The following is a 25,376-nucleotide window of genomic DNA, read 5'->3' as shown; positions in this document are numbered from 1 at the left end:
ATTAGCTTTCCCGTTTCGAGTTTATCCAGCGGTCTACAATTGACTCCAAGGTTGCCAATGGGAGCGCCCCCTGCTTTAGGACCACATCGTGGAATTCACGAATATCGAACGCCTCGCCCAGGCTAGATTTGGCTTTGTCGCGCAACTCTAGGATTTTTAACATGCCCACTTTATAAGCCGTTGCCTGTGAAGGCATGACAATATAGCGTTCTATCGCTTTAACAATGTCGGATTCGGCGTTGGGTGTGTTTTGTAGCAAATAATCAATGGCTTGCTCACGAGTCCAGCGTTTGGCGTGCAATCCCGTGTCGGTGACCAAGCGGCAAGCGCGCCATAACTCCATAGCGAGGCGCCCAAAATCGCTGTAAGGGTCTTCGTACAGACCGATTTCTTTGGGCAATAACTCTGCGTATAAGCCCCAACCCTCGGTGTAGGCGGTGTACCCGCCGAACTTGCGGAATTTGGGTATACCCTCTAGCTCTTGTGCGATCGCGATTTGCATATGGTGCCCGGGAATCCCCTCATGATAGGCCAAGGCCGCCATTTGATAAATTGGCATTGCTTTCATGGTGTACAGATTGGCGTAGTAGGTTCCTGGACGCGAGCCATCAGGGGCAGGGCGCTGATAAAAGGCTTTGCCGGCCGACTTCTCGCGGAAAGGCTCGACCGCCTTTACGACTAAGTCCGCTTTGGGCTTGACCTTGAATAAACTATCCAAACGCGTTTTCATATCGTCGATTAGGGCAGTGGCCTCCTCTAGGTAGGCCTGCTTGCCCTCAGGGGTTTCGGGGTAGTAAAACTGAGGATCGGTTCGCGTGAACTCAAAGAAGTCTTGCAAGTCGCCGGCAAAACCTACCTGCTTCATGATCGCGCGCATTTCGTTATGTATACGTTCGACTTCGGCGAGGCCAATGTCGTGAATGGTCTGCGCATCCATGTCCGTGGTCGTCGTGCGTGCAAGCGCGAAGTTGTAAAACTCGGACCCATCGGGAAGCTTCCAGGCGCCGTCGCGGGTATCGGCTTGCGCTTCAATCGCTTTTACCGTGCTACTTAAGCTGGCAAAGCCGGGGCCCACCGATTCGAGCAGGGCTTTTTCAGCCTGCCCCAGGAGCTCGCTTTTTTTTGTCTCGTCGAGCTCAAGTTGCTCGAGCTTTCCTTTGAAGTCCGCCAGTAGGGTTGAATCATCGCCATCGGTAAAGGGCGCGCCGCTCACCACATTGTTGATATCGCTGAGCACATAGGGGTAGACAAACTTTGGTGCCAAAATGCCGAGCTCTGCCCGCTTGTAGAGGTTGGTCTCTAACTCACCCAGGACGCGTTTGAACTCTCGTAAGCGGCTGATGTAGGCAAGTGCATCGTCTTCTGAGCGCACGAGGTGTTGGTTGATCATGAACGAGGGTAAGCCCGAATGCATGCCAAACATCTGGTTGACGGGGTAGTTGTGATAGCGCCAGCGATAGCTCGCGATCTCTTGATCGAGCTGGTCTTTCATTAAGTTCCAGCTCAGGGCTGTCTGGTCATCGAGTGCCGCTACGTCAATGGTTTGAAGCTTCGCTAGATTTGCTTTGGCGCGCTCCAACTCTTTGGCTGACGCTGCCTCGGTATAGTCGTCGAGCTTGTCGTAATCTTGTTTAATGCCTAAGTAGGTTTGTGACATTGGAGAGCTCATGACGCTTTCCATGAACATTTCCTCGAAAAGCGCATTGGCCTTCTCAGATTCGCTTAGCGCGACCTGCTCAACCTGAGTGCTGGCTGTCTCGGTTCCTGGTTGGCAGCCTACGATTGCTAATGTGGCTCCTAGAACGGCTGCGCTTAATAAACTTCGTGTCGTCATTGTGGTGCTCCTCTTAACCGATCCGGCGGTTCGTGTTCTTCCAAAAGGGTTCTCGCAGAACCATCTTCTGGATCTTCCCCGTCGGGTTGCGTGGCAGTGCATCGATGATTTCAAGTTTTCGTGGAATTTTATAGCCGGCGAGCTTGTCGCGGCAAAAATCGATCATCTCTTGCGTGGATGGTGGCGTAAAACCCTCATTCATTGCAATGAAAGCTAACAACGCTTCACCGTATTTTTCATCCGGTACACCGATAACAGCGGTTTCTCGAACGCCGGGGAGTTGCGCGAGTACGTTTTCGACCTCAACGGGATAAATATTTTCACCGCCGCTAAGCACCATGTCTTTGATCCTGTCGCGCAAAAAGATGAAGCCCTCTTCATTTATGTAGCCCGCGTCACCCGTAAGCACCCAGCCACCAACCAGCGTTTTGGCAGTAGCCTCGGGTAAATTGAAGTAGTGCAGCATATTATTGGCTGATCGCAGCCAGATTTCGCCCGTTTCACCCATGGGAACTTCCACGCCGGTGCTATCGCACACCTTGGCCTCCACGCCAAGACAGGTTTGACCTGCAGCTTGCAGCAGTTCAGGCTCACCCTGCAGTGCGCGTTGGTGAACTTCAGGTGACAGGGCAACAACAGTGCCGCAGGTCTCGGTCATGCCGTAGTACTGGTTAAAACCACACTTGAATCGTTCGACCGCTTCTTTTAGCAGCGTAGGTGAGATAGGTGCTGCGCCGTAGCCTATCACATCCAATGAGCTTAGATCGTACTGGTCAAAATTAGGCACATCACGCAGCAAAGACAAAATCATGGCGGGAACCATGAACATTTCGCGAATGCGATGCTTTTGGATGGCCTCAAGAACGGCTTTTGGGTTGAACGCTTCATGCATAACCACAGCGCCGCCGCACAGCAGCGGCACGATGGTGGAACCGGCACCGCCAATGTGGAACATGGGAGCACACACCAGATCCATGCCATCGACGCCCAGTACGCCTGGGTTAGCGTTCGACAAATTGTTCATCAGCGCACTCAAATTGCGATGACTCAGCGCTACACCCTTAGGCTTTCCGGTGGTGCCACTCGTGTAAAGCTGCAGGGTGGCATGCTGTTCGCTTAAGTCGTCAGGCGAGCTGATTGGGGGGCTTTGGGTCTCAAGCATTGCGGCAGTAAGAGGCAGATGAGACTCGTTTAAATCCGACATAAACACCGACTCGCCGTCGCGGGCGTCGGCTATGGCGTACGCTAATGCTTCGACTGAAGGCTCCAATATCAAAATCAGCCGAATGTTCGCATCATCACAAACGTAGGCAGTTTCGGGTGGAGCGAGCCGATAATTGAGCGGTACCGAGACCGCGCCAATCCGACTGCAAGCGGTGAAGGCGACCATGTGGTCGATGCTGTTCTGACCCAATAAGCCGATACGCTCTCCAGAGTTTACTCCCTGCGCGAGCAGCGCTTGTGCTAAGTTCAGGCTTCGCTGCTGAAGGCTGTGGTAATCGTATTGAGTGCTGTCGGTGATTAAGGCCAACTGGTTTGGACGCCGCCGGGCGTGATAGTCAATAGCTTGATGGATTAACACTTCGAGGATCCTTGTTATATCGTGCAGTGAGACTACCCAACTTTACGCAGTGGTGCTAGTGATTGGCGCAGTCTTTTGACGAAGATCTCGACGGGTTTTTACGGTTTTGCCTTGGCGTGAATTGTTCTTTGGGTAAAACCTGAGTAAAATACTCGGGAAATAGATTAAACGGGTTATCCAGCATGCGTTTGACTACGAAAGGACGTTACGCCGTGACGTCTATGCTTGATCTGGCTTTGCATCGCGAGCACGGCCCCATACCACTGGCGGGTATATCAGCGAGGCAGGATATTTCGCTTTCGTATTTAGAGCAGCTGTTTGCTCAGCTGCGTAAACATGGCCTCGTAAAAAGTGTTCGAGGTCCAGGTGGCGGATATTACTTAGGCAAATCGCTCGAAGTGATCAGCGTTGCTGATGTTATCGAGGCGGTCAACGAGGACACGGATGCCACGCGTTGCCGGGGAAGGGGATCTTGTCAAAAAGGTGCGACCTGTTTGACACACCATCTTTGGTCCGGTTTAAGCGATCAAATACGCGACTTTCTGCGTAACATAAGTTTGGCCGATTTGGTGGTCCGCGAAGAGATTCGTGAAATCGCGTCCATTCAAGATCAAAGAGTTCAAACAACTATTGAACGTGTGACCAGCTTGTTACACGACTAGGCGCCAATCATCAGAGGTTAGCATGGCGAACGAACACATTAACGAAGTAATCGAGCGAGAATATACGCCCGGTTTTACCACGAATATTGAATCAGATACTTTGCCGCCGGGGCTTGATGAATCGGTAATACGCACGATATCGGCGCGCAAAGAAGAGCCCGAGTGGCTGCTGGAATGGCGCCTTGATGCTTACCGACGCTGGCTCGAGATGACACCGCCGGAGTGGGCGCAAGTGCAGTATCCGCCGATTGATCACAACTCAATATCGTATTTCTCGATGCCAAAATCGATGGCGGACAAGCCCAAGAGTTTGGACGAAGTCGATCCAGAACTGCTGGCGACCTACGAGAAGTTGGGAATTCCTTTGCACGAGCAGGCTATGTTGGCGGGAGTGGCTGTCGATGCTGTGTTTGATTCGGTTTCGGTAGCAACCACCTTTCGCGAGAATTTGGCCGAAGCGGGCGTGATTTTTTGCTCGATTTCAGAAGCGGCTCGGGAATACCCAGATTTGGTGCGCCAGTATCTGGGATCGGTTGTTCCTAAGACCGATAACTACTACGCTGCACTCAATAGCGCGGTGTATAGCGACGGCTCCTTTGTTTACATCCCAAAGGGCGTGCGTTGCCCGATGGAGCTGTCAACTTACTTCCGCATCAACGAAAGTAATACGGGGCAGTTTGAGAGAACGCTCATCGTTGCTGCTGAGGGCAGTCACGTAAGTTACCTAGAGGGCTGTACGGCTCCGATGCGCGATGAAAATCAATTGCACGCTGCGGTAGTTGAGTTGGTAGCTTTAGATGATGCAGAGATCAAATACTCGACGGTTCAAAACTGGTACCCCGGTGATGCCGAGGGCAAAGGTGGTATCTACAATTTTGTGACCAAACGCGGTGTGGCTCACAATCGCGCGAAGATATCCTGGACGCAGGTTGAAACCGGCTCAGCAATCACTTGGAAATACCCATCCTGTGTCCTGAAAGGTGACGATAGTGTGGGTGAGTTTTACTCAGTCGCTTTAACGCATAATCACCAGCAAGCGGATACCGGTACGAAGATGATCCACTTGGGGCGCAATACTAAGTCGACGATTATTTCGAAAGGCATTTCTGCTGGGCAAAGCTCGAACGCCTATCGAGGTTTGGTGCGCATGAGTCCTCGGGCTGTGGGGGCGCGGAACTACACGCAGTGTGACTCGCTATTAATTGGTGATCGCTGTGCGGCTCATACCTTTCCCTACATCGAAAGCAAACAGCCTAGCGCTGTAATCGAGCACGAGGCAACAACATCCAAGGTCAGTGACGATCAGCTGTACCTCTGCCAGCAGCGCGGCATAGACCCCGAAAAAGCGGTGTCCATGATCGTAAACGGCTTCTGCAAAGAAGTCTTTAAGGAGCTGCCCATGGAGTTTGCGATGGAAGCAGGCAAATTATTAGAAGTCAGTCTAGAAGGTTCGGTGGGCTAGGGCAGAAGCCGTAGTCATCGACGTGATTTGAGGAAATTATGTTATCTATTAAAGAATTGCGAGCATCCGTTGAAGACAAAGACATCCTGCAAGGTTTGTCTCTAGACGTCGGGCCCGGCGAAGTACATGCCATCATGGGCCCCAATGGCGCGGGGAAAAGCACGCTGGGTCATGTGTTGTCGGGCCGTCCGGGTTACGAGGTCGTGTCGGGTTCGGTGGACTTTGATGGTCGAGATTTATTCGCAATGGAAACTGAGGAACGTGCTCAAGCCGGCCTGTTCTTGGCTTTCCAGTATCCAGTAGAAATTCCCGGTGTCAGCAACATGGAATTTTTAAAGGCCAGTGTAGACGCGGTGCGAGAGGCGAAGAGCCTCGAAGCTTTGGACAGCGTCAGTTTTATGAAACGTGCTCGAGAGGCGTGTAAAGCGGTTAATTTGAGCGTGGATTTTCTGAAGCGTGGGGTTAACGAAGGTTTTTCGGGGGGCGAGAAAAAACGCAACGAGCTGATGCAAATGATGCTGCTTGAGCCCAAGCTTTGCATTCTAGACGAGACGGACAGCGGCCTGGATATCGACGCCTTACAAGTCGTCGCGGCGGGTGTGAATGCGATGCGTTCAGCCGATCGATCGTTCATTGTCGTAACACACTACCAGCGGCTGCTGGATTACATTGAGCCCGATTTTGTGCATGTGCTGGCCGGTGGCAGAATCGTTCGCTCGGGTGGCAAAGAATTAGCCTTAGAGCTCGAGAGTAAAGGCTATGCTTGGTTGGATGGTGCCGCATGATTGGGCAGGTGTTCGAGTCTGCAATTGCCGCGGCGCGAGCCGATGCGCCTGGTTGGTTGCGCCCAAAAATCGATGTGGCCGCAATGGCGCTAGCAGCAACGCCGATTCCGAATCGCAAGAGCGAGCATTGGAAGTACGCGCCTTTAACAGGTCTGGTCCTCCCCGAGCTCGAGGCACATAATGGCCATTTAGACGCGGCAGCGGCACCCGATCTCGGCGCTTGTCGAATTGAGGTGACACGCGAGGGTATTCAGGTTAACGGATCCCCATCGGGTCAGTTGCCACCGGGTGTCAAAGTTCGAGATTTTTCCGATCTCGATGAGTTAGGTGCTGCTCGCGTGCTGGATTTAATGGGGTCCGCTGCGAAAGATCGTAGTGGCATTATTAGCACCTTGAGTGATGCGACGCTGGGTTTGGGCCTCTGGATTGACATCGCCGACGATGCGGATATCAGCACCCCTCTACAGCTGATTTGGCAACAAGATAGCACGTGGTTGTCAGCACGCTTGCTCGTGACCGCGGGCCGCAATTGTCGCGCGAGCATCATCGAACATTTTGGCGCAGGCTCGTTAGCAAATTCTCAACAGAACGGCGTCACTGAGTTATTTTTGGCCGCCGGGGCCAACCTAGATTATTGCCGATCCAACACGCACGGCAGTAACCAAACGTTTTTTGGCGGGGTATTCGCTAAGTTAAGCCGCGACGCTACCCTTACTGCCTTTGCCTATGCTGCCGGCGCAAAGCTCTGTCGTAATGAGTGGGGGCTACTATTTGCGGGAGCGGGTGCTCACGCAGAGTTGAACGGTATTTACTTGCCGGCAGGGCGCGAAGTGGTCGATTTTCACACGACCTTGGAGCACGCGGCAGCCCATTGCACCAGTGAGGAAACGTTCAGAGGCATTATCGGTGACAGGGCCAATGCCATTTTTAATGGGCGTATTCATATACACCCCGACGCCCAAAAAACTGTCGCGCAATTGTCGAATAAAAACTTGCTGACCTCCGACCAGGCGCAGGTCAATACCAAGCCTGAGCTGGAAATTTATGCCAACGACGTGCAGTGCGCCCATGGCGCGACCGTGGCGCAAATCAATGACGAAGCTATCCACTATTGCCGTACGCGCGGCATTACTGAGTCCGTCGCGGCACAGCTGATTGGTATTGGGTTCGTGGTGTCTTTGTTTGAGCGTATTGCTTACACACCTTTGCGCGACTGGTTGAGTGATCAAGCTAGGCAGCGCTGCCTCACCTTAGTCGCAGGTGATGCAAGTGAGTAAGTATTTTGACGTAGACTTGGCGCGCGCTGATTTTCCTTTGCTGGCGCAAGAGGTAAACGGCCAGCCGCTAGTGTACTTGGATAATGCCGCAACGACGCAAAAGCCGCGCGCAGTGATTCAAGCTTTAGCGCACTATTATCAGATGGATAATTCCAATGTGCATCGCGGCGCGCATGCGGTAGCCGACCGAGCGACACGCGCGTTTGAGGCGGCTAGGTCCCGTGTTGCGAGATTTATCAATGCCGAGCAAGTGGAAGAGGTCATTTGGACCCGAGGTACTACTGAGAGTATTAACCTAGTCGCGCAAACCTTCGGTCGAATGGTCCTGAACGAGGGGGATGTGGTTTTAGTGCCGGTATCCGAGCACCATGCCAACATCGTGCCCTGGCAGATGGTAGCGCAAGCAAGAGGCGCCAGAGTCATCTCAATACCTTTGACGCCAACCTGCGACATTGATTTAGAGGCCTTCGATGCTCTGCTGGCACAGCACTCGGTGAAGATTGTGGCAGTGAATCAGGTCTCAAATGCTCTGGGTACAATCAACCCTGTTGCCGACATGATCGCCAGAGCAAAAGCGGCGGGGGCTGCAGTCTTGATCGACGGGGCTCAGGGGGTAGCGCACAGTTCCGTTGACGTCCAAGCGCTCGGTGCAGATTTTTACGTGTTTTCGGGGCACAAGCTCTACGGTCCGACTGGTATTGGCGTGTTGTGGGGTAAAAAAGACTTGTTAGACGCCATGCCGCCCTACCAAGGGGGTGGTGAGATGATCGAGACTGTGAGTTTCGACGGCACAACGTACAACCAAGTGCCCTTCAAATTTGAAGCAGGAACTCCCAACATTGCTGGCGCTATCGGTTTGGCCGCGGCTATCGAGTATCTTGAGGGCGTGGGTATCGATAACGCCGTCGCGCATGAAGAGTCGCTGATGCACTATCTGCTTGACGCTGTTGCGGAGATGACTCACGTCCAGCGTGTTGGAAGTCCTCAGCGGTCTGTGGGTATCTTCAGCTTTTTGGTGCCGGGCACACACCCTAGCGATATAGGTATGCTGTTAGATCAACAGGGCGTAGCCATCAGAACGGGGCACCACTGCACCCAGCCTCTGATGCAGTACTTAAATGCTCCCGGTACCGCCAGAGCCTCGCTAAGTTTTTATAACACCAGAAATGATGTTGATGCGTTTGTACAGGCATTGGATAAAGCCTGTCGGCTGTTAGTTTAGGAGTCGGTATGAGTGTAGAAGTTTTTGATGTGAATGCGGCGCCAATATCTGTGACCCCCGCTGCGGTTCGCCACTTACTCAAACAGCTTGCCTTGTCGGGTAAAAAGGGCATTCGTTTGTCGGTAAAAGAGAGCGGTTGCACCGGGTTTATGTACGTGCTCGATGAAGTTGACGTCGGACAGGCAGAGGATATCACCCTGCAAGAGGATGCGCTGACTCTCTGGCTAGATCCAGAAAGTCTGTCGATTATTCGTGGCACCCAGCTCGATTTTGTATTCGAAGGGTTGAATCGAGTGCTAAAATTCAATAACCCGAATGTCACGGCTGCCTGCGGCTGTGGCGAGAGCTTTAGCGTTGAAGAGGGTGTTTCATACTCGTGAGCAGCCAAGAAAGAACCTTGTTAACTACTCAGCGTGAAGTGCTGGGTCGATTGGTACCTGTTGGCACTCCGGTGACCGTGCCGGCTCACAGTTTTGTGACGCTGACGCAAGCCTTGGGTGGCAACTACACCATTGTTCACGCTGGCAATATGGTCCGAATCGATGGTACCGATGCCGATGCTTTAGGGTTAGAACCTTTGGATCTTAAATTTGAAGATCCGCAGGATGGTTCTGTCGTCGAGGCCTACGTGTGGGAGGCATTGGGAACGGTTTTTGACCCCGAGGTACCGGTGGATTTGGTTAACCTAGGTTTGGTTTACGATGTCGTGATCGATCAAGCGCAAGGCTCTGTAGCCATTACGATGACGCTAACGGCGCCCGGGTGTGGCATGGGCGATGTGTTGGTGGGTGATGTGCGAGCTCGAGTAGCCTGCGTACCCAACGTGAAAACGGTGGCAGTAAACTTGGTCTTCAGTCCACCCTGGAGCCGTGAGATGATGTCAGAAGAAGCTCAGTTAGCGACGGGAATGTTTTATTAAGGTTGAGTATGTTGATTACAGAACGTGCACAAGCGATCGAAGATGACCTCAGTTTTTTTGATGCGTGGGAAGACAAGTATCGATACATCATTGATTTGGGTAAGACCTTACCAGAGTTTGACTCAAGCAAGCGCGACGACGAGCACTTGGTTCGAGGTTGTCAAAGCCAGGTTTGGATCGATGCCGACGTGGGATCAGGTACCTTAAACCTAAGCGTTGATAGCGATGCCTTCATTGTGAAAGGTTTACTCGCTGTTGTGCTAGCGGCTTACCAGGGTTTAACGCCTAAGGCGGCGCTAGAGTTTGATGTCGACGGGTATTTCAATCGTTTAGAACTGATCACGCATTTGTCGCCAACGCGAGGCAATGGACTGCGGGCCATGGTCTCTAAAATTCGCGATATTGCTGTTTCGGCTCTGAGTTGAAGGTCTGCCAATGACAGCGTTTGCGCTTGATGCTCTTTTAGATGCCGATACTTACTCGGTGACTGATCTGTCGCTCAGCCGTGTATTACTCATGAACGATGCGCGCTTCCCCTGGGTCATTCTCGTTCCTCGCCGGCCGAACTGCGCGGAATGGCTAGATTTTAGTAGCGATGATCAACAGGTCTTACTGCAAGAACAACTGCGCGTGATGGCCGTGTTGCAAGAGTTGACAGGTGCACACAAGCTCAACGTTGCGAACTTGGGAAATATGGTGAGGCAATTTCATTTGCACATCATCGCGCGTTTCGAGACGGATGTTGCATGGCCCGGTCCTGTTTGGGGACAAGGTGCACGCGAGGCGTATTCTGACGCTGAGGCTAACGCGTTCGTGTCGGCGCTGCAGCAAGCCCTAAGGTAAGTTTTTAACGTGTAGCGAGATCGTTTTATCGACGGTGCTCAAACTCAAGACAAGCGGTCGCGAAAATCGTGATATTCAAACCTTCTTACGATGCGCACAGCGTTTGTGTCTGAATTCCACACAGCTATGGCGGGCAATTTGGTGCCATTAAAGGTACTGGTTTTTACCATGGTGTAGTGCGACATATCCTCAAACATTAAGCGCTGCCCGACGTCTAGCGGCGCGGCAAAGCTGTAGTCACCCATGACGTCGCCTGCTAAGCACGTTAATCCGCCGAGGCGGTATGTGTAACTCAACTCGTTGGCTTCGCCTGCGCCGCTGATAAGGGCGCGATAGGGCATTTCTAGGGTGTCCGGCATGTGGCAAGTAGCAGAAGTGTCAAGTATAGCTTGTGGACGGTCAGTGTAGGTTACGTCCAACACCTCGCTGACTAATACGCCAGTGCCAATGGCCACTGCTTCACCGGGTTCTAAATACACTTGCACCTGGTATTTGGCGCTGAAACTTTGAATTAAGGCGATGAGTCCGTCGCGGTCATACCCCTCTGCCGTGATGTGGTGTCCTCCACCAAAGTTTACCCAGTTAAGTCCAGACAAGATGTCACCAAATCGTTCTTCGAGCGCAGCCACCGTGCGCGCCAAAGGTTCAAAAGGGTGTTCGCACAAGGTATGAAAATGTAATCCTGAAATGCCCTCGAAATCCTCGATCTGCAGCTGACTGCGCGGTATCCCCAAGCGCGAACCGGGAGCGCAGGGGTCGTACAGTGGTACATCGCCCTCGGAATGCTCTGGATTTACACGAAGACCAAAGCTCAAGTGTGTGCGCCGAGCTTGTGCGGCCTGGCATAACGGTTTGAAGCGGCGCCACTGTTGCACCGAGTTAAACACCACGTGATCGGCAATCTCGAGTATTTTCTCTAAATCGGCTTGCGAATAGGCCGCAGAGAACACGTGGACTTCGCCTGGGTAAAATTCTTTAGCCAGCAGGGCTTCGTGTAACCCACTCGAGCACGTACCCCATACGCGATTTTTGTACAGCGGCGCGAGCTCGAACATCGAAAATGCTTTGAGAGCGGCTAACACCTTTGCACCACTTTTTGCACCCACTTCGTGCAGGATATCTAAATTGCGCTGCACAGCGACCTCGTCGACCACCCAGCAAGGCGAGGGCAGCTGGTATAAATCGAGTCGGCCGAAGTCGGTGAGCATCGGGTTCATTAGTCGCTCAACTCAAAGCTGTCCAGTTCAATCACCGTCCAAGGCAGGCCGTAGGCGTTTAAGCCTTCCATAAAGGGATCTGGATCCATCTGTTCGATATTGAAGACACCTTGACCTTGCCACGTACCCTCTAGCATCAGTTTGGCGCCGATCATGGCAGGTACGCCGGTGGTGTAGGAGATGGCCTGAGATTGTACCTCTTGGTAGCAGTCTTGGTGGTCTTTAATGTTGTAGCAGTAAACGATTTTTTCTTTGCCGTCTTTGATCCCTTTTACGACACAGCCAATGCAGGTTTTGCCTTTGGTGCGAGGGCCAAGCGTGCTTGGGTCTGGCAAGAGCGCTTTCAGAAATTGAATGGGCACGATTTCTTGACCCTGGAACTCAACGGGCTCAATACCGGTCATCCCCACGTTACCCAACACTTCCAAGTGCTTTAAGTAGCTGTCGCCAAAGCTCATCCAAAACTGAGCGCGCTTGAGTGTCGGAAAGTTGACCACCAGCGATTCCAGTTCCTCGTGGTACATACGGTAGATGTTGTACGTGCCGACGCCTTCCGGGCAGGTAAAAGAGGCTTTGCGAGACATTGCAGGCGTGGTGACAAAATCGCCATTCTCGAAATGTCGGCATTCCGCAGTGACTTCGCGGATATTAATTTCTGGATTGAAGTTGGTGGCGAAAGGATAGCCGTGGTCCCCGCCATTCACGTCAATAATATCGAGCTCGTGAATCTCGTCGAAGTAATGTTTGGCGATGTATGCCGTAAACACGTTGGTGGCGCCTGGGTCGAAGCCACTTCCCAGCAAGGCCATGAGGCCCGCTTCTTTAAAACGGTCTTGGTATGCCCACTGCCAGCTGTACTCGAACTTCGCTGTGTCCAGTGGCTCGTAGTTGGCCGTATCGAGGTAGTTGACCCCCGTGGCTAAACAGGCATCCATGATGGTCAGGTCCTGATAAGGCAACGCCACGTTAATGACCAAAGCGGGTTTCTCTGCTTCGATCAGAGCAACGAGTTCGGCGACATTGTCGGCATCGACAGCAGCCGTTTTTATGGGGCGTGAAAGTTGTGCCGCAATCGCGTCGCACTTGGATTTTGTACGAGAGGCGAGGGTAATCTCTGAGAACGTTTCAGGTAGAGACGCACATTTGTGAACAACGACCGCGCCGACACCGCCAGCGCCAATGATAAGTACTTTTGACATAGTGAGTTCTCCTTATCGTTCAAAGAAAGTATAGCCGTAGAGGCTAGCACGAAATGCCTGCAGCATTTCTTGACGCATGGCGACGCTGATACGGCCATCGCGTACCGCTTGTTCGGCATTACGACGGAACTGTTCCAGCATGTTTTTGGGTTCGTATTCTACGTAGGATAAAACGTCAGCGATGCTGTCGCCGTGGAATTCGCGACGAAAATCGAAGCTGCCATCTTCATTCACGTGGACACTGACGACATTCGTGTCGCCAAACAAATTGTGCAAATCGCCAAGAGTTTCTTGGTAGGCGCCGACCAAAAATACCCCTAAGTAATATTCTCCCTCGTCATTTAGAGGATGCAGGGGCAGGGTTCGGTGAATATCCCCTTCGTAGCAGAAGTGATCGATCTTACCGTCGCAGTCGCAGGTAATGTCGGCAAGCACGGCTTGTCGTGTTGGCTCTTCATTTAAGCGATGAATGGGCATGACCGGGAAAATTTGGTCAATGGCCCAGATATCGGGCAACGACTGAAACAAGCTGAAGTTCCCGTAGTAGATATCCGCAAGCAGTGCAGGCAAATCATCGAGTTCGGCTGAGACCCGCTTCGCTGCAGGTAAGAGAGCCGAGATCTTTTCAAAAATCGCCAACCCTAAGTTTTCTGCTGTTGCGCGCTCTCGAAGCGAAGCTTGTCCTCGGTGAAATTGCTCACGCACCTCGTCGCGGTAATACAGCGCGTCGTTGTAACATTCTTGCAGGTTTTTGAGTTCCACGGCGTCTAGAACCGCACGCAGGTTGTGAATAAGGTCGTGGCCTTCGTCAGGAATTGTCTCAGGCAGTTTCCCGGGCTTGTGGTCACGGACATCGAGTATGTTGAATAACAACATAGACGAATACGCCACCAGGGCGCGGCCAGATTCGGTGATGACCACGGGGTGGGGCACATCCTCTGAATCCAAACTCTCTTGAAGCGTTTCGATAATATTGGCGCAATATTCGTTGAGGCCGTAGTTCATACTGTGGGTTTCGTTGGTGCGGCGACCTTCGTAGTCCACCGCGAGGCCACCGCCCAAGTCGATGTAACCCATGGCAGCGCCCTCGGCGACCAGTCCCGTGTAGTAACGGCAGGCCTCTAGTACACCCGAGCGAATGTTTCGAATATTGGGGATTTGTGAGCCCAAGTGGCAGTGCAGCATCTGCATGCAGTGCAACATATTGTGTGCGCGAAGTTTGTCGACAACGCAGAGTAGGGAGTCGGTAGATAAGCCAAAGATCGAGCGGTCGCCACTGTCTTCGTTCCAGTGACCTTCGACCATTGACGATAAGCGTATGCGTGCCCCAATTGCAGGTTCGATACCCAAGGCTTCGCTGCGTTCGATGATAATGTCCAGTTCGCCCAGAGTTTCGAGCACAAAGAAACAATTGATACCCATTTTGCGAGCATACAGTCCGAGCTCGATGAACTCCTGATCTTTGTAGCCATTACAGATAATTAACGAGTGACGGTCTTTCAGTTGGGTTAACGCAATAATAAGTTCGGCTTTACTGCCAGCTTCTAAACCATGGTGGTAGCGCGCGCCGTAGTCGGCGATTTCTTCTACCACGTGGCATTGCTGATTGACTTTGATTGGGAAAACGCCGCGATATTCGTTGTTATAGCCCGCACTCGCAATGGCGTTGGCGAAGGCCTCGTTAATGGCGCTGATGCGATGGTCTAACAGGTTTTCGACGCGCAAAACCGCAGGCATTTCGAGGCCGCGTAAACGCATGGCCTCCACGACTTCAATAATGGGTACTTCGATCGTGCCAGAGCCGTTCGGGACGCGAATAATGGCTTCGCCGGCCGAGTTGATGTCGAAATAATCGGCGCCCCAATCACGAACGCCGTACAAATTGGCGCTGTCGTTGAAGTCCCAGATTTGCTCATCTTGCGGCGCGAGCGTGTCCATTGTTTCGGCGGGAAGCGTCATCGGCAGTTGATCCTGTTCAATCCCAATAAAAAGACGCGAAGTGTGGGCAAAAAATGCATTAAATGCAAAGTGTATAGCGCGCCAATAATTCACATTTTAACTCAGCTTTGTGACATTTCAGAGCATTAATTCGGAGGTCCGATACGCACCCTGTTATTGACGGTTAGAGCAAGCTTTAAGGCCCAGTGAACAGCGAGAAATTTGGCGACTATGTGAGTCGCGCGCTGTTATCCGTGTGAGGTCAGTTTTTGCAACAAATTTCAAAACATCGCATTTTCTGCCTTGACTTTTACCCCCTCCATCCATAGTATTCGCATCCCACGCGCCTGTAGCTCAGCTGGATAGAGTACCTGACTACGAATCAGGCGGTCGCACGTTCGAATCGTGCCAGGCGCGCCAAAATTAAAAAAGCCCCGTCCGCAAGGTCGGGGCTTTTTTAATTTCAGTGTCTTGGCCGTGAGAACGTCCAGTTCGACAAATCACGACTCAGGAGTGATTTGGTCGCGGGAGCGCAGCGACGGCGCCCCGAAGGGGTTCTAACGCGGGAGGCAACCGCGTTGGAAACCATCGTGCCAGTTTACCCGTTGATCTAGAATGTTGCGTTCACCGTCCGTAAGGTCGGGGCTTTTTTAATTTCAGTGTCTTGGCCGTGAGAACGTCCAGTTCGACAAATCGGCTCTACACCGTTAACGGGGATGGCACTCAAATCGCTCGACTGATCATACCATCCCATCCGCAGTGAGCGAGTACTCTCAATCGGTAATTGTCAAAATTTCGCCGTAAATGGGGACTTTAATGTGTGGTCCAAAGCAGCATATCGGAAAGACTGCCCTTACCGCCGGTGTTCCTGACGCAAGATAAACTTCTGCACCTTGCCGGTACTGTTGCGTGGCAATGCGTCCCAAAACTTAAGTTGCTTGGGCCATTTGTACTTGGCTAGGCGCGGAGCACAGTGCTCTTGTAAAGTGTCCAGCGTTAAAGACTCGCCCGCTTTAAGAACAACAACAGCGCAGCCCACTTCGCCCCAGCGGTCATCAGGTACACCAATAACCGCAACTTCTGCAATGCAGGCTAGCTCATACAAGGCAGCTTCCACCTCAGCGGGATAGACGTTCTCGCCGCTAGAAATGTACATATCTTTTATTCGGTCTTCGATCGCTAGACAACCATCCGGGTCCAAGCGACCGATATCACCGGATCGAAACCAACCATCGTAAAAGGCGTCTTCGGTGGCATCATCTCGCCGCCAATAGCCGGGAGTGACCATTGCTCCGCGCATCCAAATCTCGCCAAGCTCTCCGTTGTCCGCTTCTTTCTGTTCTGAGCGCATCACCTTAAAGTCACAATATTTTAAGGGTGGGCTGGTGTAGCCGAGTTTTTCGGGTAGATCTTCCGCACGGGTAATGCAAATAATCCCCGACGTTTCGGTAAGACCATACACTTCGCGTAGGACAATGCCTTTTTGCATCCAAGTATCTAGTAGAGCAGGTGGCACTGATTCAGCTCCGGTAGAGGCCGATGCGATGCGCGTAAAGTTGGTTGCATCGCAGTCAGGGTGAGCTGCCAGCGCGTTCCAGATAGCAGGCACGGCACCGAGGTGCGTTATTGCTAATGCGTCGTCGTTGATACAAGCGAGCATCTCTCCAGGTTCAAACGCCCGTGCAAGCACCATGGGGCGGCCCGTGTACAAACACAGCAATACTGATTGCATGCCACCGATGTGGAACAGCGGCATGACGTTGTAGAAGGTCGAATGTGCATCGATGTGGCTGGTTTGCTGAATATTCAAGGCGCCGGCTTGCATCATTCTGTGAGTGTAAATCACCCCTTTTGGGCGGCCTGTTGTGCCCGATGAATACATGATCATTGCGTAGGTGTCGCCATCAAGGCCCACCGTTTGATTCAAGCGCTTGTCAGAAAACAGTGACTCGTACCCAGAAGCAGTACCGTCACACTGCGTGGTAATTGTAGCCAACCAAGGTAGCTGCTCTTGCACTGCCAAAGCGACGGGTGCAAAGGCATGGTCGCAGATCAACAGTTTGGGTTCAGCGTCGCCGATAATATAACTCAGCTCGTCGGGCGTTAAACGAAAGTTCAAAGGTACGTACACGGCGCCAATGCGCTGCGTGGCGCACAGTATTTCGATGGTATCTGCACTGTTTAACCCTAAATACGCTACGCGGTCACCGCGCTCGATACCGCGTTGGTTCAGTGCTGCCGCCAGTTGCGATACGCGTTCGTGAAACTTCAACCACGTAAATTTTCGCCGCGAGTGATACTCGATAAATGCCGTCTTGTTAGGCTGCATTCGAGCTTGGGTCTCTACCCAGTCGATATAAAACGCATCGTGATTCATTCGGTAGAGCCTTGTTATTATCAGAAAAGTCTGGGTATTGTGCCACGCTTATTCGTGAGTGCCCAAAATTGAAGCGTCACATGGTGGAGGCGCTGTTACCTCAAGTTTAGAGCTTTGTCTCGATCTCTCCAGTCTGGCATATGTTGGGTCATTATGGCTTGAAAACGGCCGCCGTGGCCCGGCTCGATGAGGTGTACAAGCTCATGAACCAAAACCAATTCGAGCTGTTCGATGGGTTTCTCTGCAAGCCAAAGGTTCAGCCAGATACGTTGCTTGGGAATATTGCAGCTCCCCCACCGTGTACGCATTTTTTTTACGCGGTATTCGTTGGCTGAGACCTTTAATGTGTGTTCCCAGTGGGGGGCTAGTTGTTTGATTTTTTGCGAGAGTTCATCTCGATAGTATTGGTCGAGCACTTGCTCTTGTTGTATTTCGTCATCCCCAGGTAAGAGCGTAATGCGGAGAACGTCGGGTGGATCTTGCGTGACTGCGCGCTTTTTTCCTCGCTCTATTTGCAGCCGCACTTGCTCGCCCCATAGCTTGATGCTGCCGGGTGGGGGCTGGTTACTTGCTCGTCGTTTTCGCGCCGCACGCTGTTTTTGTAAAATCCAATGCGACTTTTCCCGTAAAAAAGTTTCGATGGCGCGCATTTTGGTGCCTTTGGGCGCCGAGATTTTTACTCGGCCGCTGTCGCGTTCTATGCGCAGATACAAATGCTTTATTGGTTTAAACGTAATATCCACATTGCTCAGCGCACTTGTTATCGCCTTGGTCATGGTCAGTTAACATCTTGCTCGCGTAATACCTGATTAAGGTACGCGGCAATTCGTATACCCGCCTGTATCAGCCGTTCGTTCACAGTGCCGATGTGTTGGTAGGGATATTCGTAGTAAAGCTTATCGTTTTCAGGGTAAATGGTGTCTCGGATTGCAGTGCTTTCGTCTATCCATATTTCCGGATTGGTCGTCGTATATTCTTGAATGAGCGTATTGTCGATTTTTCGGCTGAGAAATTGCGTGTATTCGGTATACGATAAATTTTGTGATTCGATCATTTGCGTGTCCCAAACTCTGTGCAGGTTTGAGGGCTCACTAAAATAGCTTACTTTAAAGTCGTTACCGCCTCGGTCGGTGCCGTTTCCCGCGTGCAGTGGTTGATGTAAGTCGCCAATAATGTGAACCACAAATCGAAGCGCTGTGGCTTTCTCCTCGCGAGACGCAGTCTTCGACTGCAGTTGGGCAGTGAATTGCTGCAAGCCTGTCATGGCATCACCCTGGGGCGGCGCTCCGACTTCGTGGTAGTGCTTGTGGGGCGGGACGGTAACGTAATGCAGTGGGGAGGATTTACGCCAGAACGGGTCGTTGCTAGAACGCATAAAGTCTGGCCATGTTGATGCTTCAGCGAGGGATTCATTACCGATAATATCTTCAATTTTTGCTTGCGCCTCGCTACTCAGTAAGGAGCTTGCGATGGCGCCGGTTATGCGGTGACCATTTTGCCCCCAAGCGAGTGCTAGGGAGGGGGTCAGCAACAATAAAAAGAGTACAATTCTCATGGAGACGGCCTTTGAAAGTAGAGAGTCGAGATTAAACCCAGATTAGGTCAACATGTTAAGTCTTTTGGCGACTCGGTCACAAATATTTCACGTTCAGCACCCGTTCAGCTTGGTCACGATAATCTGAGACTACACAGCCACAGGAGGGCGTGACTATGAACCTAAACAACCCAATTAATTCTCGTATGTTGCGGTACTCACGTTGGATGGCGTCCGCCGCAATGGTATCGGTTTGCGCAAATATCGCAGTCGCTGGGTCTCAGATTATTGAGGCACCTATTACCGACGTCACTAAGATCGTAGAGCGGGTAGAGGAGCGCATTCCCTTTGAGAGTTGCCACGTGCAGCGTGTCGTAGTCCCAAGTTCTAGCTGGTCAGATAGCATGACACCGGTGCTAACCGGTGGTTTGATTGGTGGCGCAATTGGTAGCGAGATTGGGCGTAATAGTAAGCGTAAATCGCTCATTATTGGCGCGAGTGCGCTATTGGGTGGTTCCATTGGTCGCGATATATATCGTAGCTCAAATCATCATTCGAGCCCAAAATATCGAACCCGAGAGGTGTGTGATACGGATTATCGAATTCGTGAATATCAGCAAGTCACGGGTTATCGAGTTCGCTACGAGTACAACGGTAGCGTGTACGAAACCATCACAGACTCGCATCCTGGTGCTACAATGCCGATTGAGGTATCCGTGACACCTTTGCACTAGAACTGTTATTGCGAGTTTGATCAGGAGGTAAGTAATGTCAGCCAGTCGTTGCCTTATGGGTGTTCTGTTTGCCTCCTTTCTGCTCACGACCGTTGCGCCCCAATGCCTCGCGTGGTCTCGTTACCAAGCAGAGCAAAGCTCCGTTCCATCGGGTGCGAGAGTCTTGGTGCCGACTCCTCAGCGCAGTTTGATTGCTCCTAAAATCGCCAATAAAGAAAAGGCCGCTGTTGCGAAAGCTGTCGAACAGCACGGTGGCAAAGCGTTGGGGGTTGCCGCGGTTGAAGGCGGTTACAAGGTTCGATTGCTGCTGCCTGAAGGTCGCCTTAAAACTGTTTTTGTTGAGCTTTGACTTGTGCGGGTCTTAGTCGTAGAAGACGAGCCGCGTTTACGCGAGGGTTTAGTTAAGTCTTTGCATCAATCAAGTTTCGCCTGTGTGGAGGCTGGTAGCGCTACAGAGGCGCAGTACAGTGTCGACAATTATCCATGCGACCTTATCCTCTTAGACTTGGGTTTGCCAGACGGTGAGGGGTTAGCATTGGTACGCCGCTGGCGCGACCAAGGGCTAGATCTGCCGATAATTATTTTGACTGCTCGAGCCGATTGGCAGGATAAAGTGTCCGGGCTGGAAGCGGGCGCCGACGACTACGTGACCAAGCCTTTCCGAGTAGAGGAGGTTGTGGCTCGCATCAAAGTAGCATTGCGGCGAGTGGGAGGTCGCGCCACGGAACGTTCGGATTTTGTGGGTGGGGTCACGATTAATTTCGATGCCAGGCGGGTGTGGGTCGGTAAGCAAGAACTCTCGCTCACCTCGTTCGAGTTTAATCTTCTCGCCCTACTGGCCCAGTCGCCGGGTGCGGTTCGGTCAAAAGCTGACTTGGCTGAGCATTTGTACGATGCAGATGAAGACCGCGAAAGTAATGTACTAGAGGTCTTGGTTGGTAGGTTACGCAAAAAATTCGCGTCGGCAATGCCTGACGTGGTTATCGAAACAGTTCGTGGATCGGGCTACCGTTTTGCGCTTGAGAGCAAAGGCCAATGAGATGGCCGAAATCGATGTTAGCGCGAGCGCTGGCGAGCAGTTCAGCCCTGTTGATACTGATTTTGCTTGGCGGAGTCTACCTATTTGAGCGTCAAGCCGAGCATCGAGCCTACGCCGAGCAGGCTGAACGTTTGAAGCTTCATCTCTACAACTTGTTGGCGCAGGCAGAGTTTGGTTCGACGTTATCGATGCCGATAAATTTATTGGATGCGCGTTATGAGGAGCAGGGATCCGGCTTGATGGCTTGGGCGCTAGACGAAGCTGGCGATACGGCGTGGATGTCTGTGTCGACACCCAGCCCATTGTCGGCATCAATGCTTGGCAGTGTGAAACAATTAGATCGAGAGCCCGGTGAGTTTAGTTTTGCCATTAATCCCGATGTAGCCCTGCATGTCGCTCATTACCGAGTGCTTTGGGACACCCCATCCGGTGCAACGCGTCAAACGCGATTTTTTGTAGCCGAATCTACTCAAGACCTGATTGCAGGGTTACAACAAATGCGCGAACAGGTAAGGGTTATTGCTGGCTTACTCTTCATCGTTGTTCTCAGCGTCCAATCGATGGTTATTCTGTGGAGTACTCGGCCACTGAAACAACTCGGAAAGCAAGTTCAGGAGATTGAACAGGGTATTCGAGCCGAGCTTAGTGGTGAGTGGCCGACAGAACTTGGACCACTGAGTGAAAATTTGAATATTTTGTTGCGAGGCGAGCAAGATCGTCGCGATCGTATTCGTAAAACGTTGGGTGATTTGGCGCATTCTTTAAAAACCCCTCTCGCGGTATTAAAGAGTTTGCAAACACAAGACCAAACGCTTGCCTCGGAGCTGCACGAGCAAGTCAGTCGTATGGATGAAATGGTGCAGTGGCAGCTTCAGCGTGCAGTCGGTGGCGCTCGGAATGTCCTATCTAAGACGGCATTAGTCGCAGTGGTGGAGCGCTTGCGTGCGACTCTGCTAAGAGTCTACAGTGATAGGGATTTAAGTATTGATGTGCAGGTGGGCGATGTCGCAGTTCGTATGGATGAGCGTGACTTGTTGGAACTGCTGGGCAATGTCATGGATAACGCCTGTAAGTACTGTCGCTCCCGAGTGGTCGTAAGTATGACGACTGAGGGTGTTAACAAGGTGATCCTAGTCAGCGACGACGGCGACGGTATTTCTCCTGATTTGCGGTCCTTGTTATTGGAACGGGGCGAGCGGGCGGACCGTCGCCAACCAGGGCAAGGGTTGGGGTTAGCTCTAACCGTCGATATTGTGTCGAGCTACGGGGGTCGAGTGGAGATTACGGAGTCTGAGTTGGGCGGTGCGCAGGTGGCTTTGTGGCTGACTTAAAGCTTGAGTTTAAACGTTTGGGCGAAGATTGGGTTTTATTGCGCTTTGGCCATGCTATTTGCGATGAGACCACCGAGCGCGTGCGACAGGCGTATGTCAGTATGCAGGCCCTGGATTTCGTCTGCGAGTGCATCCCAACCTACACAGATCTTGCTATTCGTCCTAGAGGCGATGCGCTGCTTTGGAGGGGCGAGGAGTGGCGAATGTTGATATCTTCGTCGACTCAGGAGGGACAACTAGCCCCCGGTCGACTCATAGAAATGCCTGTGCGATTTGCGCACTTAGACGATGACGCCTTCGACCTGCAGTCTTACTCGCAGCAGATAGGACTGTCGATCGATGCCACCATTGCAAAGCTCTTAGCCACGGAGTTTACAGTTGCCATGATTGGCTTTTTGCCGGGGATGCCCTACTTGGCGGGTTTGTCAGAGCAGCTGCGCCTCTCTCGTCGTCAAAACTTAGCCACTGCAGTGCCCGGTACCTTCGCGATTGGTGGTCAGCAGGCGGGATTCTTGCCTAACCAAACACTGACCGGCTGGTGGCGTCTGGGTGTCACTAAGCCCTCGATTTTTGACCTTGAGCGGGAGCCGCACGGTTTGTTTCAAATCGGTGATCGAGTTCGATTGCTTAAAGTTGAGTAACGCACTTGCAATGAAAGTGTAAAAAACTGCCCTTTCGCAAAAATTTGGTATTGTCAGCGGACAAAAAGCTGGTTAATGTTGGTCTGCCCCACATAATTATAACGAAGGAGTCACATCGTGAAAAAAACCCTTATTGCCACAAGTATTCTCGCATTAGCCGCGACTAGCCAAATGGCTGTCGCCCAAAAGCTCGAGGAGGTTGTTGTAACTGCTCAGAAGCGTGAGCAGACCTTGAGTGACGTTCCAATCTCTATGTCAGCGATCAGCGGCGAGTTGATTGAAGACGCTGGGATTGCAAGCTTTAGAGAGCTAGGCGCATATGTGCCAAACCTCAGTATCAGCGAAAATGCTGTTAACACGATTATCAGTATGCGCGGTATTGGTGTTGGTGCACAGCAGTCCTTTGAGCAGTCTGTAGGTGTGTTTGTAGACGGCGTTCACCTCGGAAAAAGCCGTCAAACCCGCTTGGGATTATTTGATCTAGAGCGAGTGGAGGTGTTGCGTGGTCCCCAAGGAATTCTATTTGGGAAGAACACACTGGCTGGTGCGATTAACGTTACCAGTGCCTCTCCCGTTCTTGGCGGTGACCTTGAAGGCCGTATCGCCATAAGCTCCGAGAGTTTTGATGGGCGTATTTACGAGGGTTGGGTACAAACCAGTATTACCGATAACTTCGCGCTTCGTTTTGCTGTAAAAGACCGACAGCTTGATGGTTACTTGGATAACAGTCTGGCCTCTGCAGACAACGGGTCCACCCCGGATGGGCCCACTACAGATGAGCAAATTTGGCGCCTAAGCGCTAAGTGGCAGCCGGCAGAGAGCACGGAGGTTGATTTAAAATACACCGAATCTGATTACGTGCGGATTGGCGGTCCTGCAGCGGTTAAAGTATTTGGGATGCTTGATCCTGCCGGCACGCCAGATGCAGACTTGGCGATGTACACGATGATGGGGATAGTATTCCCTACTTTTAGCGGCAGCCAGACCGACATGTTTCGCGATGCAAAAACTTTAGGCGGCGACATTTTATCCGGAGGCACGGCGTATGGTGGACCGCTCGAGCGTGATGAGGGCACCGATACGCAGAACGAGGAGTGGTCATTAAATATCGAACATGAGTTTGGCAACGGTCTAACACTGAACTACGTCTACGGTGATTCGTACTACAAGTTTGAGGATGGCATCGACGCCGATTTCTTGCCGGTGCAGTTTATTGGTCGCGCAGACGATTCGGAGTATGACCAAGAAAGCCATGAGCTTCGCTTGGCAGGTAGCGCAGGCGGCTCCTTTGATTGGGTAGGCGGCGTGAATGTGGTGGACAGCACCCAGAAGATTGATAGAATCGTAGCGATCGATGGCTCGCTTGGATACCCCGACGTCATGAGGGCGATTACAGGCGGCGGTAATCCAGCTCTGGGTTTACCCACGTTCTTAAATTATACGCAAGCACAGTTAGATTTCTTTACCGGTGGATTGGTACCGCGGGGTGTCGAGGGTCTGTCTATGTTCAGTGCCACGGGTCGCCTGTCGCATTGGGAACAAGACACTCAATCGTGGGCGGCTTTTTTCCAAGGAACCTATCGCTTCAACGATCAACTCAGTCTGACCGCGGGTATACGCTACACTGAGGAAGATAAAGATGTCATCGCAAGAACCGATGTAAGTACTGGCGCGACCGGGCTGGGGAACCCCATCGCTCCTGAGGCCAACCCCTTATTTCACGGTTTAATGGGCGTGGTATTTGATACGTATGCACACGCGTTCGATGAGTCACGCTCTACCAGCCAAGTGACGCCCGCGATCACACTGCAATACGAACCCAACGACAGTACTAACTACTATGTTAGTTATGCAGAGGGGTTCAAGAGCGGCGGCTTTAACTCGGTGGACGACCAAAATCCAGTTTTTCAAGCCGATGGAACAATCTTGAGAAATGAGCCTGGCGTTGGTTTTGAGTACGACGACGAAACGGCATCATCGATAGAAATCGGCGGCAAGCACACTTTGCTGGATGGTGCGATGCAGCTTAACTGGAGCGTTTACTCCGCCGAGTATGAAGATCTGCAGGTGTCGACCTTTGTTGGCTTGGGGTTCGTTGTTGCAAATGCCGCAACTGCCGAGATTCAGGGCTTAGAGGTTGATCTCAACTACCAAGTGACAGAGAAATTACGTGTCGCTTTGGCGTTCGCTCTGAATGACGGCGAGTATGGCTCTTTCCCTGATGCAGGTTGTACACAGTTCCAGCAAAATGCACTGAACGCGCTGAACATCCAAGGACCCGATGATCCTCAAACCTCGGCGTTCGGGTGCCAGCAAAAGTTTTTGGGTGATGGGACACCGTCTGGTGCTAGCCAGGATCTAAAAGGCGGTCAAATTGGTACCGAGTATAATGGATCGGTGCAGGTAGAGTACATTCAGCCGTTGTCCAACGATGTGGCGTGGTTTTCGTCCTTGGATTACAACTTTACGGACGATTACTTCCTGACCGGTGATTTAGATCCATTGCAGGTGCAAAGCGGTTACGGATTGCTTAACTTCCGAACTGGTTTGCGTGCTGAGAACTGGATGATCATGGCATATGGGCGTAACATTACCGATGAGCTGTACGCGCAGGGTGGATTCAGTATTCCACTTGCACAGGGCTCGCAAGGCACATACATGACGCCAGGCGAAGCCTATGGTATCCAAGTGAGTTACCAGTTCTAGAGTCGCTACAGATAGCTCCGAAAGTCCTGCTCTGCAGGGCTTTTTTCGTTGTGCTTTCGTCTGCTAAATTCCGC

General features: G+C 52.0%; 23 protein-coding genes and 1 tRNA gene. 16 read left to right on the top strand and 8 right to left on the bottom strand.

The genetic code is table 11. The annotated features are described in order from the left end of the window. Position 1 precedes the first annotated feature (1 nt). Together EYZ66_RS09265 and EYZ66_RS09260 are read right to left on the bottom strand one after the other, a co-directional pair. On the bottom strand, positions 2-1,834 hold the full coding sequence (locus EYZ66_RS09265) for a DUF885 domain-containing protein (RefSeq protein WP_009575837.1): 1,833 nt from the start codon (positions 1,832-1,834) through the stop codon (positions 2-4). A gap of 13 nt (positions 1,835-1,847) precedes the next feature. Then, the gene (locus EYZ66_RS09260) at positions 1,848-3,416 is read right to left on the bottom strand and encodes a long-chain-fatty-acid--CoA ligase (protein ID WP_009575838.1); all 1,569 of its coding nucleotides are present in this window, start codon (positions 3,414-3,416) and stop codon (positions 1,848-1,850) included. A gap of 182 nt (positions 3,417-3,598) precedes the next feature. Between EYZ66_RS09260 and EYZ66_RS09255 the strand changes: the two genes are divergently transcribed. From EYZ66_RS09255 to EYZ66_RS09215, 9 genes are read left to right on the top strand one after another with little or no spacing between them, the layout of a single operon-like run. After that, complete coding sequence (locus EYZ66_RS09255; protein ID WP_040816662.1) at positions 3,599-4,078, top strand: Fe-S cluster assembly transcription factor; 480 nt, start codon at positions 3,599-3,601, stop codon at positions 4,076-4,078. Between the two features lie 22 nt (positions 4,079-4,100). Then, entirely contained in the window at positions 4,101-5,540 is a 1,440-nt protein-coding gene (sufB, locus tag EYZ66_RS09250; protein WP_009575840.1) for a Fe-S cluster assembly protein SufB, read from the top strand. 38 nt (positions 5,541-5,578) lie between these two features. Beyond that, the gene (gene sufC, locus EYZ66_RS09245) at positions 5,579-6,325 is read left to right on the top strand and encodes a Fe-S cluster assembly ATPase SufC (RefSeq protein ID WP_009575841.1); all 747 of its coding nucleotides are present in this window, start codon (positions 5,579-5,581) and stop codon (positions 6,323-6,325) included. Continuing rightward, complete coding sequence (sufD, locus tag EYZ66_RS09240; RefSeq protein ID WP_009575842.1) at positions 6,322-7,602, top strand: Fe-S cluster assembly protein SufD; 1,281 nt, start codon at positions 6,322-6,324, stop codon at positions 7,600-7,602. Before sufC ends, sufD begins: the two co-directional genes overlap by 4 nt. Beyond that, a complete protein-coding gene (locus tag EYZ66_RS09235; RefSeq protein ID WP_040816664.1) occupies positions 7,589-8,824 on the top strand; it encodes an aminotransferase class V-fold PLP-dependent enzyme in 1,236 nt (411 codons plus the stop codon). Before sufD ends, EYZ66_RS09235 begins: the two co-directional genes overlap by 14 nt. An 8-nt stretch (positions 8,825-8,832) precedes the next feature. Continuing rightward, positions 8,833-9,204: a HesB/IscA family protein gene (locus tag EYZ66_RS09230; protein ID WP_009575844.1), complete on the top strand. Its 372-nt coding sequence runs from the start codon at positions 8,833-8,835 to the stop codon at positions 9,202-9,204. Beyond that, complete coding sequence (gene sufT / locus EYZ66_RS09225) at positions 9,201-9,743, top strand: putative Fe-S cluster assembly protein SufT (RefSeq protein WP_083814373.1); 543 nt, start codon at positions 9,201-9,203, stop codon at positions 9,741-9,743. The genes EYZ66_RS09230 and sufT overlap by 4 nt, the downstream gene beginning before the upstream one ends. A gap of 8 nt (positions 9,744-9,751) precedes the next feature. Then, positions 9,752-10,168 carry a SufE family protein gene (locus tag EYZ66_RS09220; RefSeq protein WP_009575846.1) on the top strand — a complete coding sequence of 139 codons (417 nt, stop codon included), beginning with the start codon at positions 9,752-9,754 and terminating at the stop codon, positions 10,166-10,168. 10 nt (positions 10,169-10,178) lie between these two features. Next, positions 10,179-10,586 (top strand): HIT domain-containing protein, encoded by a 408-nt coding sequence (locus EYZ66_RS09215; RefSeq protein ID WP_009575847.1) that lies wholly within the window; start codon positions 10,179-10,181, stop codon positions 10,584-10,586. Between the two features lie 44 nt (positions 10,587-10,630). Here the strand turns inward: EYZ66_RS09215 and nspC are convergent, their stop codons facing one another. From nspC to speA, 3 genes are read right to left on the bottom strand one after another with little or no spacing between them, the layout of a single operon-like run. Beyond that, the gene (gene nspC / locus EYZ66_RS09210; protein ID WP_009575848.1) at positions 10,631-11,794 is read right to left on the bottom strand and encodes a carboxynorspermidine decarboxylase; all 1,164 of its coding nucleotides are present in this window, start codon (positions 11,792-11,794) and stop codon (positions 10,631-10,633) included. A gap of 8 nt (positions 11,795-11,802) precedes the next feature. Beyond that, positions 11,803-13,002 carry a saccharopine dehydrogenase family protein gene (locus tag EYZ66_RS09205; protein WP_009575849.1) on the bottom strand — a complete coding sequence of 400 codons (1,200 nt, stop codon included), beginning with the start codon at positions 13,000-13,002 and terminating at the stop codon, positions 11,803-11,805. 12 nt (positions 13,003-13,014) lie between these two features. Continuing rightward, positions 13,015-14,961: a biosynthetic arginine decarboxylase gene (gene speA / locus EYZ66_RS09200; protein ID WP_040816674.1), complete on the bottom strand. Its 1,947-nt coding sequence runs from the start codon at positions 14,959-14,961 to the stop codon at positions 13,015-13,017. Between the two features lie 322 nt (positions 14,962-15,283). On the opposite strand from speA, the gene EYZ66_RS09195 reads away from it, so the two are divergent. After that, positions 15,284-15,360 (top strand) — tRNA-Arg (locus tag EYZ66_RS09195). A gap of 433 nt (positions 15,361-15,793) precedes the next feature. On the opposite strand, the gene EYZ66_RS09190 is transcribed toward EYZ66_RS09195, so the two are convergent. The 3 genes from EYZ66_RS09190 to EYZ66_RS09180 all read right to left on the bottom strand — a co-directional run bounded on the left by EYZ66_RS09190 (position 15,794) and on the right by EYZ66_RS09180 (position 18,872). Next, on the bottom strand, positions 15,794-17,317 hold the full coding sequence (locus EYZ66_RS09190) for a class I adenylate-forming enzyme family protein (protein WP_009576249.1): 1,524 nt from the start codon (positions 17,315-17,317) through the stop codon (positions 15,794-15,796). A gap of 95 nt (positions 17,318-17,412) precedes the next feature. Next, on the bottom strand, positions 17,413-18,093 hold the full coding sequence (locus EYZ66_RS09185; RefSeq protein WP_009576248.1) for a M48 family metallopeptidase: 681 nt from the start codon (positions 18,091-18,093) through the stop codon (positions 17,413-17,415). 2 nt (positions 18,094-18,095) lie between these two features. Next, entirely contained in the window at positions 18,096-18,872 is a 777-nt protein-coding gene (locus EYZ66_RS09180; protein WP_009576247.1) for a S1/P1 nuclease, read from the bottom strand. Positions 18,873-19,027: 155 nt separating this feature from the next. Between EYZ66_RS09180 and EYZ66_RS09175 the strand changes: the two genes are divergently transcribed. From EYZ66_RS09175 to EYZ66_RS09150, 6 genes are all read left to right on the top strand, one after another. Beyond that, entirely contained in the window at positions 19,028-19,585 is a 558-nt protein-coding gene (locus EYZ66_RS09175) for a glycine zipper 2TM domain-containing protein (RefSeq protein ID WP_009576246.1), read from the top strand. A 34-nt stretch (positions 19,586-19,619) separates the two neighbouring features. Then, positions 19,620-19,934 (top strand): hypothetical protein, encoded by a 315-nt coding sequence (locus tag EYZ66_RS09170; protein WP_009576245.1) that lies wholly within the window; start codon positions 19,620-19,622, stop codon positions 19,932-19,934. 3 nt (positions 19,935-19,937) lie between these two features. Then, a complete protein-coding gene (locus EYZ66_RS09165) occupies positions 19,938-20,624 on the top strand; it encodes a response regulator transcription factor (RefSeq protein ID WP_009576244.1) in 687 nt (228 codons plus the stop codon). Continuing rightward, entirely contained in the window at positions 20,621-21,955 is a 1,335-nt protein-coding gene (locus tag EYZ66_RS09160) for an ATP-binding protein (protein ID WP_083814385.1), read from the top strand. Before EYZ66_RS09165 ends, EYZ66_RS09160 begins: the two co-directional genes overlap by 4 nt. Beyond that, the gene (locus EYZ66_RS09155; RefSeq protein WP_009576242.1) at positions 21,943-22,596 is read left to right on the top strand and encodes a 5-oxoprolinase subunit B family protein; all 654 of its coding nucleotides are present in this window, start codon (positions 21,943-21,945) and stop codon (positions 22,594-22,596) included. Before EYZ66_RS09160 ends, EYZ66_RS09155 begins: the two co-directional genes overlap by 13 nt. Positions 22,597-22,713: 117 nt before the next feature. Continuing rightward, positions 22,714-25,302: a TonB-dependent receptor gene (locus EYZ66_RS09150; protein WP_009576241.1), complete on the top strand. Its 2,589-nt coding sequence runs from the start codon at positions 22,714-22,716 to the stop codon at positions 25,300-25,302. The last annotated feature ends 74 nt before the right edge of the window (positions 25,303-25,376 follow it).

The organism is Aequoribacter fuscus (genome assembly GCF_009910365.1).
In the GTDB taxonomy this organism is placed as follows: Bacteria; Pseudomonadota; Gammaproteobacteria; order Pseudomonadales; family Halieaceae; genus Aequoribacter; species Aequoribacter fuscus.
Note: the sequence above shows the minus strand (reverse complement) of the source record. Positions and strands in the feature narration are given on the sequence as shown.

What these genes read in the sequence shown, in the direction of transcription:
- sufC (WP_009575841.1), top strand. Translation starts at nt 5,579, where the DNA reads ATGTTATCTATTAAAGAATTGCGAGCATCCGTTGAAGACAAAGACATC.
- EYZ66_RS09205 (WP_009575849.1), bottom strand. Translation starts at nt 13,002, where the DNA reads ATGTCAAAAGTACTTATCATTGGCGCTGGCGGTGTCGGCGCGGTCGTT.
- EYZ66_RS09215 (WP_009575847.1), top strand. Translation starts at nt 10,179, where the DNA reads ATGACAGCGTTTGCGCTTGATGCTCTTTTAGATGCCGATACTTACTCG.
- EYZ66_RS09255 (WP_040816662.1), top strand. Translation starts at nt 3,599, where the DNA reads ATGCGTTTGACTACGAAAGGACGTTACGCCGTGACGTCTATGCTTGAT.
- sufB (WP_009575840.1), top strand. Translation starts at nt 4,101, where the DNA reads ATGGCGAACGAACACATTAACGAAGTAATCGAGCGAGAATATACGCCC.
- EYZ66_RS09265 (WP_009575837.1), bottom strand. Translation starts at nt 1,834, where the DNA reads ATGACGACACGAAGTTTATTAAGCGCAGCCGTTCTAGGAGCCACATTA.
- speA (WP_040816674.1), bottom strand. Translation starts at nt 14,961, where the DNA reads ATGACGCTTCCCGCCGAAACAATGGACACGCTCGCGCCGCAAGATGAG.
- EYZ66_RS09185 (WP_009576248.1), bottom strand. Translation starts at nt 18,093, where the DNA reads ATGACCAAGGCGATAACAAGTGCGCTGAGCAATGTGGATATTACGTTT.
- sufD (WP_009575842.1), top strand. Translation starts at nt 6,322, where the DNA reads ATGATTGGGCAGGTGTTCGAGTCTGCAATTGCCGCGGCGCGAGCCGAT.
- EYZ66_RS09220 (WP_009575846.1), top strand. Translation starts at nt 9,752, where the DNA reads ATGTTGATTACAGAACGTGCACAAGCGATCGAAGATGACCTCAGTTTT.
- EYZ66_RS09180 (WP_009576247.1), bottom strand. Translation starts at nt 18,872, where the DNA reads ATGAGAATTGTACTCTTTTTATTGTTGCTGACCCCCTCCCTAGCACTC.
- EYZ66_RS09235 (WP_040816664.1), top strand. Translation starts at nt 7,589, where the DNA reads ATGCAAGTGAGTAAGTATTTTGACGTAGACTTGGCGCGCGCTGATTTT.
- EYZ66_RS09230 (WP_009575844.1), top strand. Translation starts at nt 8,833, where the DNA reads ATGAGTGTAGAAGTTTTTGATGTGAATGCGGCGCCAATATCTGTGACC.
- EYZ66_RS09190 (WP_009576249.1), bottom strand. Translation starts at nt 17,317, where the DNA reads ATGAATCACGATGCGTTTTATATCGACTGGGTAGAGACCCAAGCTCGA.
- EYZ66_RS09160 (WP_083814385.1), top strand. Translation starts at nt 20,621, where the DNA reads ATGAGATGGCCGAAATCGATGTTAGCGCGAGCGCTGGCGAGCAGTTCA.
- EYZ66_RS09170 (WP_009576245.1), top strand. Translation starts at nt 19,620, where the DNA reads ATGTCAGCCAGTCGTTGCCTTATGGGTGTTCTGTTTGCCTCCTTTCTG.
- nspC (WP_009575848.1), bottom strand. Translation starts at nt 11,794, where the DNA reads ATGCTCACCGACTTCGGCCGACTCGATTTATACCAGCTGCCCTCGCCT.
- EYZ66_RS09175 (WP_009576246.1), top strand. Translation starts at nt 19,028, where the DNA reads ATGAACCTAAACAACCCAATTAATTCTCGTATGTTGCGGTACTCACGT.